This window comes from Flagellimonas zhangzhouensis (assembly GCF_900102925.1).
GTDB classification, from domain to species: domain Bacteria; phylum Bacteroidota; class Bacteroidia; order Flavobacteriales; family Flavobacteriaceae; genus Flagellimonas; species Flagellimonas zhangzhouensis.
On the sequence record NZ_FNKI01000001.1, the window covers coordinates 64,621 to 86,335 of the forward strand.

Sequence of the window (21,715 nt, forward strand, 5' to 3'; positions counted from 1 at the left end):
AAAAGCACAATAAATTCTGAATATCTCATTCTTTTTTTATTGATTATTCGTCAATTATAAATGCCCATTCATCAATTTTACCACAATTTTAAGGTCATTTTTAGTTATATTGCTTATGCCTAACTCCTTGGTTAAATTAATACGCATTTCGAATGTCCCGATCCTTTAAAATTCTCTTTGCCCTCCTCTTTATTTTTGTTGTTTCTTGTAAAAAGAAAGATGCTTCGGCCGAAACCGACAATCTTTTTAAGTTCAAGGATTACATCAGTTTTCATACCCATGGTAATCAAAGTATTTCTACTCCCATTACAATTGCTTTGGCCCAACAGTTGGGACACTATGAAATCACCCAAGAGCTACCGAAGGAGTACCTGAAAATTTCACCCAAAGTTGAAGGTCAACTTCTTATTGAAAATGGCAGGGAAATCATATTTCAGCCTACAGAATACCTTAAACCCAACACGGAATATTCGGTAACCCTTGCTTTAGATCCACTTTTTGAAAACATAGAAAAGGAATTTAAGAGCTATACCTTCAGTTTTAAAACCATTGCTCCCAATTTTAAAATCAACCTGGGGAATTTACAATCCTACAGCAAAGAATGGCAATACGTTACAGGGACCGTGAATGCTGCAGATATTTTGGAAGGATCAAAAATGGGTAAAGTTTTAAAAGTGACCCAAGATGGAAAAAAAGTTCCTGTAAAGTGGGAAAACCTCACGGACAATGCCCAGTATTTTAGCTTTCGAATTGATAGCATTGCGAGAAAAACGGACGACAGCGAAATAGAAATAACATGGAGTGGAAAATCGTTGGATATCGACAACGAAGGAACCGAGACCTATTTCATTCCTGGCTTGAACAAATTTGTAATTGTAGATGCCAAGACCTCTTCAGGTTCGGATGCAGTCTTAACCTTAAATTTTTCCGAACCATTGCTGCCCAACCAAAACCTCAATGGATTGGTTACGGTGGAAAATGCGGAAAGCTTGCGATATGAAATTGATGGCAATGTTTTAAAAGTATATCCTTCCAATCGAATTTTGGGTGAAGTACGGGTCAATGCCTTCGAGGGCATTAAAAGTGAATACGGTTTTACCTTAAAAAACACCTTTTCGGAATTGGTTTCATTCGAGCAAATTAAACCTGCTGTTCGATTGATTTCCAAAGGAACCATATTGCCCAATGCAGCATCAACCCCAATTTATTTTGAAACAGTGAACCTTTCTGCTGTGGAGGTAAGGGTGATTCAAGTGTATGAGGACAACATGTTGCAATACCTTCAAAATTATGATCTAACGGAAAACTACTATCCAGATTTCCGACCTGTGGGAAGAAGGGTAGCCTTTAAAGTGATTCCTCTAACGGAAAATGGAGAAAACAATTCCAGCTATTGGAAAGCCCATGCGTTGGACCTTTCAGATCTGATTAAAGTTCACCCTGGTTCGTTGTACCGAGTTGAATTCAGTTTTAAGAAGGAACATTCTACTTACGATTGCGGAGAAAATGATAACTCAGATGTAGCCCTAACATCGTCAGAAAGTAATTCCATTCAAGAGGCAGATGAAGAAAGTTATTGGGACAATGAACTTTATGATTGGAGAAATTATGATTACAATTGGCAAGAAGAAAACAATCCTTGCCATCAAGCCTATTATAATTATCAACGAATCGCGGCCACTAATTTATTGGGAAGTGACCTTGGTTTGATCGTTAAAAAAGGAAGGAATAAATCCTACCACTTTGCCGCCACTAATTTGTTGACCACCCAACCAGAACCAGGCACCAAAATCAAACTGTACAATTATCAGCAACAACTTTTGGGCGAGGTTACCACCGATGCCACTGGTCTTTCTGTTTTTGACAGTGATAAAGGCATTGCTTTCGCAGTTGCAGAAAAAAATCAAAATTATGCCTACGCCAAACTTACTGATGGTAACGCCCTTTCATTAAGTAAGTTTGATGTGGCTGGAGAAGAACTGCAACGCGGATTGCAGGGATTTCTTTATACAGAACGCGGGGTGCATCGGCCTGGCGATGTGGTTCACTTGACCTTTGTTTTGGATGATAATGCCAACCCCTTGCCCAAAGGGCATCCAGTTACCCTAGAGGTGAGCGATGCTCGTGGAAAATTGGTGCAACGCAATGTGATCAAAGATGAACCCGTTCCTATTTCAGACGGACTTTTTGCCAAAAAAGAGGCGAATTTCTATTATTTCCCAATTCCAACTGCCGAAAATGCACCAACAGGTTCTTGGACCGCGAAAGTGATTGTAGGTGGAGCTCAATTTCAAAAAGGACTAAAAATTGCCACGGTAAAGCCCAATCGTTTAAAGGTTGATTTTTCTTTTAAAGATGAAGTTTTAAAAGCAAATACCACCAACTCTGGTAAAGCCATTGTGAAGTGGTTGCACGGAGCTCCTGCACGGAATCTTAAAATTGACATTAATGCCAATTTGAGTCAAACCAATTCGGCCTTTCCAAAATTCAAGAATTATATTTTTCAAGATCCAGTTCGTCAGTTCAGCTCAACAGAAGTGCAATGGCTCTCCTCTACATTGAACAGTGAAGGTGAGTTGGACATCAACAAAAAATTAGATGTCAATGGGAATGCCCCAGGAATGCTCCAAGCCACATTTACCACAAAAGTATTTGAAGGTGGCGGAGATTTTTCCATTGATGTGTTCTCCAAAAACTTGGCTCCTTTCTCCCATTTTGTGGGATTGCGTTCTCCCGAACCAAAACGCTATGGTTCTTTCCTAACGGACGAAAACAACAATTTTGATGTGGTTACCGTGGATGCCGAAGGAAATCCATCTGGGAATAGAAAACTCAAGGTACAAGTTTTCAAAATTGAATGGCGCTGGTGGTGGAACCGAGGATACGATAACCTTTCCAGATATGAAAATGCCACAGTGCATCGTCCGTTCAAAGAAATGGAAATCACTACGGCCGCCAATGGAAAAGCCAATTTCAATCTGAACATTCCCGATGAGGAAGGCGGACGATTTTTGATTCGGGTTTTGGATGAAGCATCTGGTCATGCTATTGGAAGAACTGCTTATTTTTACAGAAATTGGTGGCGCAGACCTGCTTCTGGAGATACCGAAAGTTCGAAAATATTGGTTTTTGCCGCAGATAAGGAAAAATACCAATTGGGCGAACAAGCGCAAATTACTTTCCCATCCAACCGCGGTGGAAGAGCGCTCATCAGTATTGAAAATGGTACTGAAGTACTTTCACAACAATGGGTGGAAACCACAGAAAAAGAAACCAAAGCTAGTATTCCCATCACAGCTGAAATGGCACCCAATGCCTATATCAACATTTCTTCATTGCAGCCACACGGACAAGTAGCCAACGACCTTCCCATTCGATTGTACGGCGTAGTGCCTTTGTTGGTTGAAAATCCAGCTACTTTTTTGGAGCCACTAATAACGATGCCTGAGGTGTTGGTTCCAGAAACATCCTTTAAGGCTGTGGTATCAGAGGCCAACAACAAACCGATGACTTATTCTTTGGCGGTGGTAGATGAAGGATTATTGGATTTAACCCGTTTTCAAACGCCTGATATCCATTCCTCATTTTATGCAAGACAATCTTTGGGGGTAAATACCTTTGACATTTTTGATGATGTGATGGGTGCTTATTCCGTAAGCGTGGATAATATTTATGCCATTGGTGGTGGTGGTATTGGAGCGGGCGCCAAAAACCGAAAAGCACAACGGTTTAAACCTGTGGTCACCTATTTGGGTCCATTTACCTTAAAAGCAGGCGAAAAAGCTACCCACACTATTCAAATGCCCAATTATGTAGGTTCGGTACGTACCATGGTGGTTGCAGGAAACGCAAACAGTGCCTACGGAAATACTGAAAAATCGACCCCTGTACGCAAACCTCTTATGGTATTGACTTCACTACCAAGAAAACTTTCTCCTGGGGAAAAAGTGACCGTTCCCGTGACTGTTTTTGCTATGGAAGCCAAGGTAAAAAATGTGAAAGTTACGGTTGATGCAGGGAATGCGTTGGAACCTTTGGGGCCAACATCCAAAAACATTACATTCAATTCGGTTGGGGAGCAAATCGTGAATTTTGATTTTAAAGTCAACCCATCTACAGCCTTTCAAACCATAAAAGTTACGGCTTCGGGTGCAGGAGAAAATGCCAGCAGCGAAACCGAGATTGATGTTGAAAATCCAAACCCAATCACTTCAAAAAGTACGAGCTACACCTTGGAGGGCAATGCATCGACCACTATTGCAATGGAAACTTTTGGGACTTCTGGCACCAACGAGGTCTCTTTGGAATTCTCGACCTTACCTCCCATGGATTTTTCCAAAAGATTGGAATATGTAATGCGCTATCCCCATGGCTGTGTGGAGCAAACAACTTCGGCTGTATTCCCACAGTTATTCTTAGCCGATGTGTTGGATATTACTTTTGATAAGAAACAAGAGGCAGAAAAGAATATAAAAGCGGCCATCAGAAAATTGGGAGACTTTCAATTACCAAGTGGTGGATTGAGCTATTGGCCTGGATATATCCAAGCCGATGATTGGGGCACGTCCTATGCTGGCCATTTTATGTTGGAAGCCAAACAAAAAGGGTATCAACTTCCCTTGACATTTTTGAGCAACTGGTTGCGCTATCAAAAAAACAAAGCCAAACAATGGAGCAACCAAAGTACTGGTTATAACGACGATGTTTCGCAGGCATATCGTTTGTATACCTTGGCCTTAGCACAACAACCTGAACTGGCCGCCATGAACCGTCTACGTGAAAGCAAAAACCTTAGTAATGAAGCTAAATGGCGCTTGGCAGCGGCCTATGCCTTGGCAGGAAAAAGTGAGGTAGCGAAAGAGATTGCAAATAAGGCCAACATTAATTTCACTACAAACAATTACAATTATAGAACCTATGGTTCTGTATTCCGAAATAGAGCCATGGCCTTGGAGACCATGACCATCTTAGGTGATGCTAAACAGCGGGGATTGGCAGAATCATTGGCTAAAAATCTATCATCTCAAAATTGGTACAGCACTCAAGAAACGTCCTTTGCCCTGCTCGCCCTTTCCAAAATGGTGTTGAAGAATGGCGGTAAATCATTGAATGTGAAGTTCAGCAACAACAATAAAGAGATTTCGATTCAAACCGATAGGGCCATTGCGCAAAGACCTTTGGTAATATCTTCTTTTAAAGAAGAAATCAAAGTGAACAATGCCTCTGGTAATGTGGTTTATGTAACCCTTTCACAATCGGGAAGATTACCTGTAGGTGAAGAATTTGCGCAACAAAACAATTTAAACCTATCTGTTACTTATGTGGATGGCTTGGGCAACGCCTTGCATATTGATGAACTTAGACAAGGCACTGAAATTGAAGCAAAAATTACTGTTTTCAATAGTTCGAACGATTATGTGGAAAACTTGGCTTTAACACACATTGTTCCAAGTGGATGGGAAATTGTGGACACGTCGTACGCCAACAACAATTCAACAAATTCACAAGCAGATTATATTGATACCCGAGACGACAGAACCAATTTATATTTTGATTTAGAAGCTAAAAAATCAAAAACATTCTCCATTAAATTGAATGCATCTTTCCTTGGGGAATATTATTTACCAGGTGCTCAAGTGGAAGCCATGTACGACAACAATTATGTAGCACGAAATAAGGGGCAATGGGTGAAAATTGTTCAGTAATAATGAATGAGTGAATTATTATCGCCAGTAAAAAAATTTACAGTTGACCATAAAATTAAGCTCGGTGTATTTTTCATCGTTTTAATTATATGGTTGTTTTGTCTGCCCAAAAACCTGTTCAACGAACCTACCTCAACGGTTGTGAACAGTTCCGATGGTTCATTGATTGGCGCTCGAATCGCGGACGATGGCCAATGGCGTTTTCCTGCGATGGATTCAGTCCCAGAAAAATACAAGCAAAGCATTTTACTTTTTGAGGATGAATATTTTTACAGTCATCCTGGGTTCAATCCTATTTCCATTATCAAGGCCATTGGCCATAATCTCACCAAAGAGACACGAAGAGGTGGAAGTACGATAACACAACAAGTGATTCGATTGAGTCGTAAAAATCAAAAAAGAACCTATTGGGAAAAATGTATAGAAATTTTTAAAGCGACCCGATTGGAGTTTCGATTGTCCAAGGATGAGATTTTAAAATTATATGCTTCGTATACCCCGTACGGTGGAAATGTGGTGGGATTGGAAACGGCTGCATGGCGCTATTTTGGAATTCCAGCCCATGAACTCAGTTGGGGACAAAGTGCAGCCTTGGCCGTATTGCCCAATGCTCCAGCACTCATTTTTCCTGGACGAAACGAGCAAATCTTTATTCAAAAACGAAATCGCCTATTGGAAAAACTCAAAGAAAAAGGAGTTATTGACCAAACCACATTTGAGTTGGCCCTAGCAGAACCGCTTCCTGAAAAACCCCTTCCACTACCCAATGTTGCTCCGCATTTAACGGAACGCATCCGAAACGAACATCACGGAGAACAAATTCAAACTTCCATTAATAGGCCACTTCAACAGCAACTGAATCTTATTTCGGAAAGACATTTTCACCAACTCAAAAACAACGAGATCAACAATTTGGCCATTCTGGTGCTCGATGTGGAGTCTCGCCAAGTTTTGGGCTATGTGGGCAATTCACCCTCTGGCATGGAGCATGGCAGTTATGTGGACATCATTACCAAAAACAGGAGTACAGGAAGCACTTTAAAACCGATGTTATTTGCCTCTATCTTAAATGAGGGTCAACTTTTACCCCAAACATTGGTGGAAGATGTTCCGACAGTGATCAACGGCTACAATCCTCAGAATTTTGATAAAAAATATGCTGGAGCCGTGCCTGCCAGCAGGGCACTATCACGTTCACTAAATGTTCCTGCTGTAAGATTGTTGCGTGAATATGGCTTGCAAAAGTTTTACAACAAGCTCCAAAAAATGAACTTGAACTCCATTAATAAATCATCTTCATTTTATGGACTCTCCTTGATTTTGGGTGGGGCGGAAAGTTCATTGTGGGAATTGACCAGCACCTATGCCGCAATGGCTTCTACCCTTAATTATTTCAATGTTAACTCTAGTACGTATCGCACCAATGAGTATGTGGAACCCACCTATTTACTGTATCCGACCACTAATTTTGGAGAAACTCAATTCGAAGCATCTGTGGTAGGCGCAGGGGCTATTTTTGACACATTTCAATCCATGTATGAGGTAAACCGACCTGAAGGAGATGAAAATTGGCACTTTTTTGATGCTGCCCAACCCATTGCTTGGAAAACAGGAACCAGTTTTGGTTTTAAAGATGCATGGGCGATTGGTGTTACCCCCAAATACGCCATTGGTGTTTGGGCAGGAAACGCGGATGGCGAAGGAAGACCTGGATTAACGGGAATTACTGCTGCTGCTCCCATTCTTTTTGATGTTTTGGATGCCCTACCAAAAAGTGGTTGGTTTCAAGAGCCATTTGATGACCTTGTGCAGGTTGAAGTTTGTGCTGATAGCGGTTATCGAGCTTCTGTGTATTGTGCCCAAACGGATAAAAACTGGGTGCCTACTCTCGGAGTTCGAACTGGTCCTTGCCCTTTTCACCGTCAAATATTTTTGGATGCCAACGAGCAATATCGAGTGAATAGCAATTGTTATTCCATGGAGGATATGGTAGCAAAAAGTTGGTTTGTACTTCCGCCCACTATCGAATTTTATTACGCTAATTCCAATCCAAATTATAAGGAACTGCCTCCCTATTTGAATAATTGCTCACAGATGGACGCCCAACTTATGGAGTTTATCTATCCAAAAAAAGGGGAAACTATCTTATTACCAAAAGATTTGGGCAAACCTACCAAAGACATTGTACTTCAACTGGCGCACCAACAATCCAATGCCATTGTTTTTTGGTATTTGAATGAGACATTCGTCGGCAAAACCCAAGATTTTCATGAATTTACCTTAAATGTAGAGCCTGGGGATTACACCTTAACGGCCGTTGACCAAGAAGGAAATCGAATTCAACAAAAAGTTGAAGTGCGATTGGCTTCTGAAAACTAAAGTTACTTTTTACGCATAAAGACCGTAATCGGCACACCTGTAAAGTCAAAATTCTCCCTCAACTTATTCTCCAAATATCGCTTGTAAGGATCACGAACATATTGTGGCAGGTTACAGAAAAATGCAAACTGCGGATATGGCGTGGGCAACTGGGTGCAAAACTTGATTTTTACATATTTCCCCTTATATGCAGGCGGTGGGTAATTTTCAATAAGGGGCAACATAATATCGTTCAATTTTCGGGTAGGCACCTTTTTTGAACGGTTGTTGTACACTTCCACAGCGGTTTCAATCGCTTTAAAAATTCGCTGTTTGTTCAAAACAGAAATGAAAAGAATCGGTACATCTTCAAAAGGAGAAATCACTTCTTTGATTTTGGCGGTGTATTCTTTTACGGAATTGGTCTCTTTCTCCACCAAATCCCATTTGTTCACCAAAATCACGATGCCTTTATTGTTTCGTTGTGCCAGCCAAAAAATATTCTGCACCTGACCGTCGAACCCACGGGTGGCATCCAACATCAAAATACAAACATCGCAATGCTCAATGGCACGGACAGAGCGCATCACGGAATAAAATTCGAGATCTTCCCTAACTTTGGCCTTTCTGCGGATTCCTGCTGTATCCACCAAGTTGAATTCAAATCCAAAACGGTTGTATTTGGTATCGATACTGTCTCTTGTGGTTCCTGCAATATCGGTTACTATGTAACGGTCTTCACCAATTAGGGCATTTATAAAGGATGATTTACCTGCATTGGGTCTTCCGACAACGGCAAAACGAGGTAATTCACTTTCTTCTTCAACAACTTCTGGAAGTACCTCTACCAAGGCATCCAACAATTCCCCTGAACCACTTCCGTTGATACTGGAAATGGTGAAATAGTCCCCCAACCCCAATGCGTAAAACTCAACGGCATCTGCCATACGTTGTGGATTATCCACTTTATTTACGGCCAAAAACACAGGTTTATCTACCCTGCGAAGCAACTTGGCCACATCTTCATCCATTCCTGTTACTCCAGATTCGACATCCACCATAAATATGATGGCATCCGCTTCGTCAATGGCCAACTCTACTTGTCTGTCGATTTCCTTTTCAAAAACATCATCACTGCCCACTACGTAGCCACCAGTATCAATCAAAGAAAACTCCTTACCATTCCAATCACTTTTACCATAGTGGCGATCACGGGTTACCCCGCTCACGGCATCTACAATGGCCTCTCTACGTTGGATCAAACGGTTGAAAAATGTGGACTTCCCGACATTGGGTCTCCCTACTATGGCTACGATAGCTCCCATCAGCATTAATTTTTGGCAAAAGTAGCATTTATTATGAAGAAAAAATGATACCTTTTTCAATCAGTTTCAACAGATTATGAGCGAGTTGACCAATGAGATTGTTTTACGACCACGATTTCGCATCTCCCTAAAGGGAGAATTGGAAGAATTGGAACAGGTTTTTGATGGGGTTCATGCCGATTCTTTTCAGGTGAAAAGACTGGATGAACACATCTTTATCAAATTCAAAAAAAAAGAAACCAATTTCTGGACACCTCAATTGCATTTGGAACTTTCTTCCTTTGAAAAGGGGATTAGCAATATTCGGGGTGTTTTTGGCCCCAACCCTACTTTGTGGACCTTTTTTATGTTTTTACATTTTGGAGTGGCCACCCTTTTTGTGATTTTGGGCATTTTTGCCTACTCCAATTATTCGTTGGACAAGGACATCACAATTTGGCTGGTGGGCATGTTTTTTTTGATGGTGATTTGGATTGCCCTTTATGCTTTTGGCCGATTGGGAAAATCGAAAGGGGAACCACAAATGGAACAGCTGAAACGTTTTTTTAAGGATACAATTTCTGGATTTAAACGAATTGGCGAAATTACCTAGCCGTTGTAACCGAACCTTTTAAGCTGTTGGGAATTGCTCCTCCAGTTCTTGTTTACTTTTACGTAGAGTTCGATATGCACTTGTTTGGAAAAAAATTTTTCCAAATCTTTTCTAGCTTCCACACCCACTCTTTTAAGAGCACTTCCTTTATGGCCTATGATGATTCCTTTTTGGGTATCCCTTTCTACCATAATCACGGAACGAATGCGAATAATATCTTCGTCCTCCAAAAACTCTTCGGTTTCTACCTCTACGGAATATGGGATTTCCTTTTTATAGTGAAGTAGAATTTTTTCACGGATAGTTTCGTTCACAAAAAAGCGTTCGGGTTTATCCGTCATTTGATCCTTTGGATAGTAAGCTGGACCCTCGGGCAAAAGTTCCAAAATTCGGGCAAACACTTCTTTTACATTGAAATTTTCCAATGCTGAAATAGGATGGATTTCTGCTGAAGGCAGCAGATTTTGCCAATATTGCATTTGTTCTTCCAACTTTTCTTGATCGGAAGTATCAATTTTATTGAGGAGCAACAAAACGGGAATGGTACTGTTCTCTATTTTTTTGAAAAAGGCTTCATCTTTAAGGGCTTTCTCCCCTATTTCCACCATGTAGATCAACACATCGGCATCCTCAAAAGCGGATTTTACAAAATCCATCATGGAAGTTTGTAACTCGTATGCGGGTTTAATAATTCCAGGGGTATCGGAAAGAATTACCTGAAAATCATCTCCATTTACTATACCTAAAATACGGTGACGGGTGGTCTGTGCCTTGGAGGTGATAATAGATAATTTTTCACCCACAAAGGCATTCATCAAAGTGGATTTACCCACATTGGGGTTGCCGATAATATTTACAAATCCTGATTTATGCGCCACCTTGTTTTCGTTTTTTAAAATATGCTTTGGATGCTGCGTTTACTTTGGGTGCAAGGTACAACACTGCGATCATATTTGGTATCACCATAAGCGCATAAGATAGATCTATGAGGTTTTTTACCAATTTTAAGGAGGCAATTGCGGCAAAAACGATCATTACAATAAAAAACACATTGTACCACTTCCCAATTTTGGGGTTGGTTAAAAACGACAAACTCTTTACCCCGTAGTACGAATAAGTGAACAAAGTAGATAATGCAAATGCTGCTACAATCACCATTAACAAGATATCTCCAATTCCATAAAGGGTTTTTTCAAAAGCAATCATGGTCATGGTGATTCCGCTACCCTCTTCTAGATAGGCACCGCTCAAAATAATTACCACGGCGGTGAATGTACAAACTAAAATAGTGTCAATAAATGGCCCTAACATGGCGACAAGCCCCTCTTTAGTGGGGTCGTTATTTTTAGATTGACCGTGATACATGGGTGCACTACCCAAACCAGCTTCGTTGGAGAACATGGCGCGTCGAACCCCAATGATCACCAAGCCCCAAAATCCACCTGTGACCATCGTATCAAAATTCCATGCTTCAACTAGAATCATTTTTAGGGCAGGAAATACTTCACCAGCATTGCTTGCCATCACAAAAATTACAGCCAACAAATATATCCCTACCATTACGGGAACAATGGCTGATGCCACTTTAGCAATCTTAGTCAATCCTCCAAAAATTACTATTGAGGTGATGATGGCCAAAACGAACCCAATTCCCAATTTCCAACTGTATTCACTCGCTACAAATAGTGTTTTGTGCGGTTCTACCACTCCCATAAAGGCTTCGGTAAATTGGTTTGCGGTAAACACCCCGAGAAATCCGAAGAGTCCACAAATACTAAAAAATATGGCCATGGGTTTAGCCCATTTTCCCATTCCTTGGGTAATATAGAACATTGGACCTCCCTGCATTTTGCCATCGGCATCGGTTCCTCGAAACATAATGGCCAAACTTCCTGAATAAAATTTGATGCCCATTCCCAAAAGGGCCGTCATCCAAATCCAAAATACGACACCTGGCCCTCCATCGTGAATAGCAATAGCAACACCCGAAATATTTCCAAGTCCAACAGTTGCCGCTACTGCCGCGGACAAAGCTTGAAAGGACGTAACATCTCCCTTCGCATTTTTATCATCATACTTACCTGAAACAATGGCAATGGCATGCCCAAAATAACGGTAAGGTGCAAACTTGGAATAGAAAACTAGGAACAGTCCACCACCAATGAGCAGGATAAACATGGGCCACTCGGTGTAGGGCAAAAGAAAGGATATAAAATCGTTTATGGCTTCCATAAATAGAAAAGTCCCGAAGGTAAGCATTTTGACTCAAGACATATAAGACCTCAATGAAATTACAACAATGCTCTTACGTCCAAAATTGAACCTCAACTTTTAAAGACACAGTTTTTTAAAGTATCTTTTCCACTTCTAAAACTGTAAATGTGAGAAAATACCCAATCTTTATCCTTGTTTTAATTTCTTTTATTTTCGCTTGTTCCTGTAACAATGATGATGCACAAAACAATATTTATTATACTGTCACCATCAATACCGATGAAGGCGGAACTGTAAATCTGACTTCGGGAGAATACTTAAGCGGTACAACTTTAGAAGTTACCGCCAGCCCATTGGAAGGCTATTCTTTTGATGGTTGGGATGGTGATATCGTGGACACGAATCCAACCATTTCCTTTGAGGTTAGTGGTGCAATAAGCATTAATGCCAATTTTAGTGAAACGGTTACTATAAGTGAAAATGTGGTTGTATTAAATGAAGACCTGATTGATGATTCGGGATACATTTTTGCCATAGAAAATGGACAGAACACCTGCTACCTTTTAGATCATTTTGGAAACAAGGTTTTTACTTGGGAGTTTGATGATGTGCTTGGGCAGGATATTGAAATTACCACTGACGGTACAGTTTTAGGCCTATTTAAGGCCAGTAATCCAGAAATTACCTTTGGAGGACAAGCTGGTTTAATTAGGGAAATAGATAAAGATGGAACCATACTCTGGGAATATGAATTATCTACAACCAATGAGATTACCCACCATGATTTGACCAAATTACCCAACGGAAATGTTCTTGCACTGGTCTGGGAACGCATTCCAAATGCAGATGCAGTTGCAGTTGGATTGAACAAATCAACAGACATTTTTACCGAAAAACTGATAGAAATTGATCCTTCAACGGACACCATTGTTTGGGAGTGGAGAAGTTGGGAACACATTGTTCAGGATTTTGATGAAAATTTAGATTCATTTGGTGATCCTTCGGTGGAAAAAAATAAAATCAATATAAGACATGCCAATTCCATTGAACACCAATTTGCTGAAATTGGAGATATCATGCATTCCAACGGTTTGGATTATCTGCCAGAGCAAGACATAATAGTATTGAGTATCAATTTTTATAGTGAGGTTTGGTTTATAGACCATAGCACCACCACTGCTGAAGCCAAAACAGAAACTGGCGGTCAATTTAATAGAGGAGGTGACCTACTATATAGATTTGGAAATCAAAAAGTGTTTGGTGATTTAAATGCATCTTCCATCTTCGATTACAACCACCACCCCACATTTGTTAATACTAATGGTGAATTGAGTCTATTAATTTTCAACAATAATGAAATTGCAGGTCAATCCAGTGCCATGGAATTTAGGCTACCTACAATCAATGGATCAACTACTATCGGCGGTGACCCTGAACTTCTTTTTGAATTTACAGACGCAAACCTTTTCAATCCGAGAATTAGCGGTGCCGATAGATTGCCCAATGGCAATACATTGATTTGTGAAGGCGATTATGGATTTTGGGAGGTAACACCAGCAGGTGAAGTTGTTTGGAAATACGATGGAAATGGCATTCCATTCTGGCGAGGTATATTTTATTCAAAGGATAGTGATGAAATTTTAAGCCTAGGAATTTGATAATCAGCAATTAAAAAACTAAATATAGTTTCTGTTGTGTAGATCTACGAAATGTTCGTATATTTGCCGTCCACATCGCGGGGTAGAGCAGTAGGTAGCTCGTCGGGCTCATAACCCGAAGGTCGCTGGTTCGAGTCCAGTCCCCGCTACTAGGAAGCCGAAAACAATTGTTTTCGGCTTTTTTTATGCCTTAATTATAGCTCACTTTCATTCATTAAAAGGAATTTAACTTTATAAGATTCGAGTAACCTCTTTCATTTGATAAGATTAGTTCATCTCTTGAGCACAACTAGATTTGCATATAAAATTCAGTATATTAATAAGTTATACCCTTTTTAAATAGTAAACTTTTATCGGGGCTTACCTATTTTAATAGTTCCTTAACAATTTTAACATGTTATTTCCCTACATTGTTAAGACTAATTCATCATCAATCAAAAATGAGACAATTAACTAACCATATTGTCTTACTCTTTCTATTTTTCAATGGAATGATTTGCTATGGTTTTACCTCAACTGCAATCACAGGGGGGATTCCATCTACGGTAGCCTTTCAAGATTCATTGGAATGGGCAGACTATTACTTTAACACACACGAATTTGAAAAGGCTATTCCACTTTATGAGGAAAGTCTGGACGTAGAAGATCAAGACCAAAAAATACATATCATTAAAAAACTCGCTCTGAGTCAAGCTGCCTTAAACGACTCTGAAAGAGCACTTTCCAGTATTTATGATTATTTCGAAATTGATTTTCACCCCACCTTTTTATTGCATGAGGGGTTTGATTCTATTCGAACTAATGAGGAGTTCAAAATACTTTCAGGGACGGTAATTCCGAAAATTACCGCTTGGTCAGTATTTTACTTTTTTGTTTCCTTGGTTGGGTTCTACATTGCTCTATTCTTGTTGATCAGCAAAAAAATAGATAAGCAGGCGCGTTTCTTAATATCCATTTTTATTTTTATTCACTCGCTGTTCATATTAAATATCTGTGTGAACCAAACCAATTATGTGTTTCAATATCCACACACCTATTTAATGTCTACATGGTCCTCTTTTATGTATGGCCCCTTGCTGTATTTATATTTTAGAAGGGTATCCAATTCACGAGCTTTACATAAAAAAGACTTACTTCACTTTCTGCCTACCTTGATTTTAATGGTATACATGATCTTTACGGTCTATGCCTTTACAGGTTCAGATAAAATATTACTGATGTTAAACCGACTGCAAGAAGGTCTAAATCCTGGGGATTCTACAAAACTTGTACTGATGGTCATCCTTAAAGCAGTATCCTTAGGTGTATATGCCTACTTCGTTCACAGAATTATCAGCAAAAATTCAAATAATCTACCTCAAAAAACCCATGTTTGGCAGAAAAACATGTACATAATTCATGTGAGTTATGTAGTAGTTTACATTATCTATGGTCTTTACATCATGGCTGGAAAAAATACTGGGATCATGTTCCACGCACCGATAATTTTAATGAGTGCCATGGTACTGTATGTGGGTTATGCGGCCAATGTACAACCCGACGTATTCAGTGGGTTTTACTCCTACACCAATCGATTGTTCCCCAAATATGTAAAATCGGGATTGACCCATAGTTTAAGCAACGAACTCAAAGAAAATCTCACGGATTTATTTGAAAATGAAAAGCTCTATCGAAACAACGATATTAATTTGGATATGGTTGCGGAAAAATTGGACACCACCCGTCACAATGCTTCGCAACTGATCAACGAACATTTTAATATGAGTTTTCATCAATTTGTAAACTCTTATCGGATTAAGGAAGCTCAGGAGTTGCTCAAAACAGAAAACGAACGCAACATTATCGACATTGCCTACGAGGTGGGTTACAACAACAAAGTATCTTTTAACAAAGCCTTCAAGAAAAACACAGACCTCACCCCCAGTCAATATCTAGACCTCCTTAAAGAAGGGTAAACTCTTATCGGGAACACCGATAAATCCTTATTTTATGGGTAACTAGTAGTCATCAATCAAAAACTTCAATCAAATGAGAAGACTGCTAAAACACATGGTATTTAAATACCTGGACAAGGAGGAACCTATTAAAACGAGATTCAGGGGGCCAAAAAAGTATCGAAAATCTGGGCTCACCTTGGATCAAGCATTAACAATTAGGGAGAAAGTAAAACAAGCCTTTGAGGAAGACAAGATTTACAGAAGCAACGACATTGGCTTGGATGATTTGGCAACCCATATCGACCACAATCGGTATAAGGTATCGCAAGTAATCAACACCTATTTCTCTAAAAACTTTTATGCATTTGTAAACGAATATCGCATAAAAGAGGCCAAACATTTACTGGCATCGGAACCTCATCTTAGTGTCAAGGCGATTATGTACGAAGTGGGTTTTAACAGTAAGAACAGTTTCTATACAGCCTTTAAAAAGGTGACTGGAGTTTGCCCGAACGATTATCGAAGTTCCATGGTCTATTCCTATGAAATTCAAATGGCTTAAAGAGCTAACCATCATCATTAAATCGTTAAGGCTATTTGCTAAAAACCTCTTGAAATCAAGAGGTTTTTTTTATGCATTATATCAAAGTAAAATTCGGTTTGTGTTTATGTTAAAAACAGTACTTCCCCATCGGCAATGGGTTTTTAGGGGTACCGTCCGTTTTAAAAGTACCTCTTTCACCCAGCTTATGAATTGATTTGTTGTGCAATTGTAAAGGTAGGGCGGTGAGAGGCCTTACTTCTAAAAAACAAAATCCATTAAGTTTTGTTCACTTCCCTGAAGTATTATTTGAATTAGCTATCATTTTTCCTTACTCCGCCCGCCTTTCTCAGTTGCCTGACTCGATTCAATTACTAACAAAACTTTATTCGTATGAAAGTAAAGAAACTGTTTGGAGCTCTGGTGGCAATATGCTTATCATTTGCATTTGTCCAGGCCCAAGAAAAAACGGTTACCGGAACGGTAATCGATCAAGATGGCGTGCCCTTGCCCGGTGTAAACATTTTAATTAAAGGAACTACACAGGGTACCCAATCCGATTTTGATGGGATGTATGCAATTACTGCAAATGAAGGTGCCGTTCTAGTCTTTTCCTATTTAGGAATGCAAAGCATTGAACGTTCCGTTGGTGCCAGCAGCACCATTGATGTTCAAATGGTTGAAGATGCCTCACAACTGGAAGAAGTAGTGGTAACGGCTCAAGGTATCGTTAGGGAAAAACGTTCCCTTGGATATTCCGTAACTACTGTGGAATCAGAAAAGGTTGAAGCCCGACCTGAAGCGGATATTGCCAGGGTTTTAAATGGTAAGGTTGCCGGTGTAAACATTACCGCTAACAATGGTCTTTCCGGTTCAGGTACCAATATAATCATCCGTGGATACTCCTCCGCCACACAATCCAATCAACCTTTGTTTATTGTGGATGGTATTCCATTTGATTCCGGCACCAATACCCAAACCAACTTTTTGGACGGTAATACCGAATCCAGTAGATTTTTGGATTTGGATCCGAACAATATTGAAAGTGTAAGTGTATTAAAGGGTTTGAGTGCAACGGTACTTTATGGTAACCGTGGTCGTAATGGGGTGATTTTGATTACCACCAAAGGTGCTTCATCTGGTGATACCTCATCAAAAACAGAAGTATCCGTAACCCAGTCCGTATTTATGTCCAACGCTGTATTGCCAAAATACCAAGACAACTACGGAGGTGGTTTCCACCAAGGATTTGGATACTTTTTTAGTAACTGGGGTCCACGATTTGACCGTACAGACGACGACGGAATAGCCCAAGCAGGACAATTCATCAGAACAGGTCCAAATGGAGAGGCAATTCTACAACACCCATTCAACTATATAGCGGATCCAACCCTTATTGCAGGTTACGAGGATCTTTTGAATGAAGAATATCCATACAAGCCTTATAATGGTGTTGAAGAATTCTTCAGAACTGGTTATGTGTACAGTACCTCTGTAAACGTGCGTGGAGGTTCGGAAAAAATAAACTTTAACGCCAATTACGGTCGTAATGAGGATATAGGGGTAACTCCCGGAAACAAACTGACCCGTAATAACTTTAGTTTAGGTGGAAATGCAAGACTTTCCAACAACTTTACGGTTTCAGGGGTGTTCAACTTTGCAAGAACAGGATATAAATCCCCACCAAATGCGGTAAGTACAGGAAGTGGGGCAGCGTTTAACGGTTCGGCCATTTTCGGGGATGTACTTTATACGCCCCGTAGTGTTGATCTTACCAACATTCCATTTCAGGCAGCAGATGGTAGAAGTTTATATTACCGATCTGGAAACGACATCCAAAACCCATATTGGACCGTTGCCAACTCCAAAACCTCTCAGGAAACAGACCGTTTTACAGGTAACGTTTCTATGAGTTATGCAATTAACGACTGGATGAACCTAACTTACCGAGTAGGTTTGGATACTTATACTGAGTTAAACTCCTACGGACAAAACCGCGGTGGTGTAGACGGACCAACCTTAGGAATCTTGAGAACAACTTCGGTTAGAAACTCCATTTGGAACCACGATTTAATCTTGAGTGCGGAAAAAGCCTTAACAGACGACTTGAACCTTCAGGCCACATTAGGTGCCAACAGTCGAAGAGACACTTATGCACAAGATGGTGTGGAAAGTCAAGGACAATTGGTATTTGGTGTGTTGGAGCATTATAACTTCACTACTCCATCTACCGTAAACTCCTTTTCTGGAACCGCATTGAACCAAAATTTTGAAGAAAACCTAGTGGGTATCTATTTGGATGCTACCCTTTCTTATAAAGATATGGTCTATTTAAATGTGGTCGGAAGAAACGACTGGTCCTCAACTTTGGAAAGAGAAAACAACTCACTTTTCTACCCTGGAGCCAGTCTATCCTTTATTCCTACCACGGCCATACCAGCATTACAAGGCAACGTTTTAAACTATGCCAAACTTAGATTAGGATATGGATCATCCGCTGGTTTCCCTACCCCTTTCAACACTAGGGATGTATTGACCCTTGGAGCAAGAACTTTTGTTGATACCAATGGAACAGTCGTTTCAGGAAACACGGTTTCCGATGTTTTGGGTAACCGAGACCTTCAACCAGAAAGAGTTCAAGAATTGGAGATTGGTTTGGATACACGCCTGTTCAACAGTCTTAACTTGAACGTTAGTGTATTCCAAAAATCAACTACCGACTTGATTACCAACAGAACTTTGGACAGTTCCACAGGTTTCCGTTCAACTTTTGTGAATATTGGAGAGGTACAGACCGAAGGTGTTGAAGTAGATTATGATTTTGATCTTTTAAAAGAAAGTAACTCAGGTATTGGATTCAATATTGCAGGTAACTTTACAACCACTGAAACCACCGTGACCGACCTTGCTGAAGGAACCAACAACATTCTTTTGACTTTTGGGGTAGCCGGGGAAGCTGCCAACTACGCTGTGGAAGGTAGGCCTTTTGGTGTGTTCTTAGGAACAACTATCCAAACGGACGATAATGGAAACAAAGTAGTAGGAAGCAACGGTAGATATTTGGTAAACAACAACATTACCGAAATCGGTGATCCCAACCCAGATTGGACCACTGCATTGATTCCAAGTATCTCATTCAAAAACTTTACACTTTCGGCCAATTTACAATACCGCCATGGTGGGGATGTATATTCCGTAACCACAGCAGGTTTGATTGGTAGAGGGGTTGTTGACTCAGATAATCCGATTTATAGAGAAGCCAATTATATTCTTCCAGGAGTATTTGCCGATGGTACACCAAACAATGTAGCTATCACTTCAACAGAATTTGGTTTCAACACCTTCTTTGCAGGAGGCATCAACGAGGTAAATGTTTTTGATGGATCTACCATTCGCTTGCAAGAAGCATCACTAGGTTATTCCTTGCCTTCAAAAATGTTGGAAAGAACTCCATTTGGTAGCTTATCCTTTACCCTATCCGGGTCCAACCTTTGGTTCAAGGCAGTCAACTTCCCAGATGATGTGCGCTACGATACCAACTCCTCCAGTACAGGGGTAGGTAATGGTCAAGGTATCGATTTCTTTACCGGTCCATCCACAAGAAGATATGGTTTAACTGTAAGAGCATCATTTTAATAGCAGCTAACAAGAATTAAAAATAATATTATGAAAAATATATCTAAGACACTAAGTCTCGTATTCGCTGCTCTAACAATTATGTTGGGCTGTGAAACCACCACCTTGGATGTAGTGGAGAGTCCAAATGCACTTAATCCGTCGCAGGCGAGCGTAGACTTCTTTCTAAATCAAATCCAACTCATGACCGCCCAAATTCATTCCGGTGAAGAAGGAAGGAATGAAAATGGCCTTAGTCAGTTTGGGATGGAGCCTGTTCGAATCCAGCATGGATTTGGACCCACATACAGAGAAAATTACGACCCAACGGATTTCGATAGGGTTTGGGACAATGTTTATGCCAGAGCATTGATCGACATAAGAACCATGAATCCTTTGGCAGAGGAAGCAGGGCAATATACCCATATCGCCATAGGTCAGATTTTGGAAGCTTACATTATGATGTCCATGGTAGATTTCTTTGGAGATGTACCTTATAGTGAAGCAGCAAAAGGTGGTGAAGGAATTTTAAACCCAACGGTAGATTCCGGTGCAAGCATTTATTTAGCGGCAGATCAATTATTATTGGATGCCATTGCCAATCTGAACAAAGATGAAACGGTATTGCCTTCCAACGACCTATTTTACAATGGAGATGAGACCAAATGGAGAAAATTGGCCAATACAATGCGTCTTAAACTATACTTACAAACACGTATAGCCAATGCAGATGGTTTTGGAGCCTCAATTAGTACCACTCGAATCAACGAGTTGATCAACAGTGGACAACTGATTACAGATCCAGCAGACGATTTCTTCTTCCAATGGGGTACCAACAATGCATCGCCAGATAGTAGACATCCTTATTTTGATGCCAACTATGATGGTGCTGGGCCAAGTTCCGACTTTTACACCAGTAATTATTATATGGATTTAATGGCCAATCAGTACAATGAGCCAGATCCAAGAATCAGGTATTATTTCTACAGACAACAATCGGATTTTTCCGGTGCTGATGTAATTACGAAAGAGTGTGTGACAGAGGTAACCCTTCCATCTTGGTGGGACCCAAGTCAACCTTACTGTACCGTACCGGCCATAAATGGTTTGGATGGTTACTGGGGTAGAAACCACTTGGATGACGATGGTATTCCACCGGATGATGCTTTCAGAACTTTACATGGAACGTATCCTGTAGGGGGTCCGTTTGATGACAATTCCTATAGAAATGTTTCTGGATCTGGAGCAGTGAGTGAAGGTTTGGCCGGAGCAGGAATATCTCCAATAATGATGTCCTCGTTCACTTATTTTATGTTGGCTGAAGCATCCTTGACCTTAAATACAACAGGAAGTGCCCGCGACTATCTTGAAATGGGAATTAGACAATCCATTGGCACAGTAGTTGACTTTGGAGCTTCTTTGGCCAGCGGTTCTGGATTTGTTCCAACAGCAACAGCTATTGACAATCACATTGCCGAAATTTTGACCAATTACGATTCAGGAAATGATACCGACAAAATGCGAATTATAGCAGAGCAATATTTTATTGCCTTGTGGTGTAATGGTATCGAGGCCTACAACACTTATAGAAGAACAGGACAGCCTGATAATCTTACACCTGCATTTGCAGTATCCGACCCAGGAACTTTCTTAAGATCTATGTGGTATTCACAAACTGCTGCAGATAGCAATACGAACATTGTTCAGAAAAGCGCACCTGACACTCCAGTGTTCTGGGATACCAACCCAGAGGGATTCGTTAAATGATTT

At 40.4% G+C, this 21,715-nt stretch carries 11 protein-coding genes and 1 tRNA gene; 9 read left to right on the forward strand and 3 right to left on the reverse strand.

The annotated features are described in order from the left end of the window. Positions 1–152 precede the first annotated feature (152 nt). Together BLQ18_RS00300 and pbpC are read left to right on the forward strand one after the other, a co-directional pair. Positions 153–5,705, forward strand: coding sequence for an alpha-2-macroglobulin family protein (locus tag BLQ18_RS00300; protein ID WP_090291531.1), 5,553 nt, complete (start codon positions 153–155; stop codon positions 5,703–5,705). 6 nt (positions 5,706–5,711) lie between these two features. Further along, positions 5,712–8,084, forward strand: a complete 2,373-nt coding sequence (gene pbpC, locus BLQ18_RS00305) for a penicillin-binding protein 1C (protein WP_090291533.1) — start codon at positions 5,712–5,714, stop codon at positions 8,082–8,084. 2 nt (positions 8,085–8,086) lie between these two features. On the opposite strand, the gene der is transcribed toward pbpC, so the two are convergent. Further along, a complete protein-coding gene (der, locus tag BLQ18_RS00310) occupies positions 8,087–9,388 on the reverse strand; it encodes a ribosome biogenesis GTPase Der (RefSeq protein ID WP_090291535.1) in 1,302 nt (433 codons plus the stop codon). A gap of 76 nt (positions 9,389–9,464) precedes the next feature. On the opposite strand from der, the gene BLQ18_RS00315 reads away from it, so the two are divergent. Further along, positions 9,465–9,980 (forward strand): GTP-binding protein, encoded by a 516-nt coding sequence (locus BLQ18_RS00315; protein WP_090291537.1) that lies wholly within the window; start codon positions 9,465–9,467, stop codon positions 9,978–9,980. Here BLQ18_RS00315 and era read toward each other — a convergent pair. Together era and BLQ18_RS00325 are read right to left on the reverse strand one after the other, a co-directional pair. Then, positions 9,977–10,858, reverse strand: a complete 882-nt coding sequence (era, locus tag BLQ18_RS00320; protein ID WP_090291539.1) for a GTPase Era — start codon at positions 10,856–10,858, stop codon at positions 9,977–9,979. The genes BLQ18_RS00315 and era overlap by 4 nt on opposite strands. Then, a complete protein-coding gene (locus tag BLQ18_RS00325; protein ID WP_090291540.1) occupies positions 10,848–12,212 on the reverse strand; it encodes an alanine/glycine:cation symporter family protein in 1,365 nt (454 codons plus the stop codon). The genes era and BLQ18_RS00325 overlap by 11 nt, the downstream gene beginning before the upstream one ends. A gap of 149 nt (positions 12,213–12,361) precedes the next feature. Between BLQ18_RS00325 and BLQ18_RS00330 the strand changes: the two genes are divergently transcribed. The 6 genes from BLQ18_RS00330 to BLQ18_RS00355 all read left to right on the forward strand — a co-directional run bounded on the left by BLQ18_RS00330 (position 12,362) and on the right by BLQ18_RS00355 (position 21,712). Then, entirely contained in the window at positions 12,362–13,852 is a 1,491-nt protein-coding gene (locus BLQ18_RS00330; protein ID WP_175443691.1) for an aryl-sulfate sulfotransferase, read from the forward strand. 76 nt (positions 13,853–13,928) lie between these two features. Further along, positions 13,929–14,001, forward strand: a tRNA-Met gene (locus BLQ18_RS00335). 291 nt (positions 14,002–14,292) lie between these two features. After that, positions 14,293–15,807, forward strand: a complete 1,515-nt coding sequence (locus BLQ18_RS00340; RefSeq protein ID WP_090291544.1) for a helix-turn-helix transcriptional regulator — start codon at positions 14,293–14,295, stop codon at positions 15,805–15,807. Between the two features lie 73 nt (positions 15,808–15,880). Continuing rightward, the gene (locus BLQ18_RS00345; RefSeq protein ID WP_090291546.1) at positions 15,881–16,351 is read left to right on the forward strand and encodes a helix-turn-helix domain-containing protein; all 471 of its coding nucleotides are present in this window, start codon (positions 15,881–15,883) and stop codon (positions 16,349–16,351) included. Positions 16,352–16,723: 372 nt separating this feature from the next. Then, positions 16,724–19,966: a SusC/RagA family TonB-linked outer membrane protein gene (locus tag BLQ18_RS00350; RefSeq protein ID WP_090291547.1), complete on the forward strand. Its 3,243-nt coding sequence runs from the start codon at positions 16,724–16,726 to the stop codon at positions 19,964–19,966. Positions 19,967–19,996: 30 nt separating this feature from the next. Further along, a complete protein-coding gene (locus tag BLQ18_RS00355; protein WP_090291549.1) occupies positions 19,997–21,712 on the forward strand; it encodes a SusD/RagB family nutrient-binding outer membrane lipoprotein in 1,716 nt (571 codons plus the stop codon). The last annotated feature ends 3 nt before the right edge of the window (positions 21,713–21,715 follow it).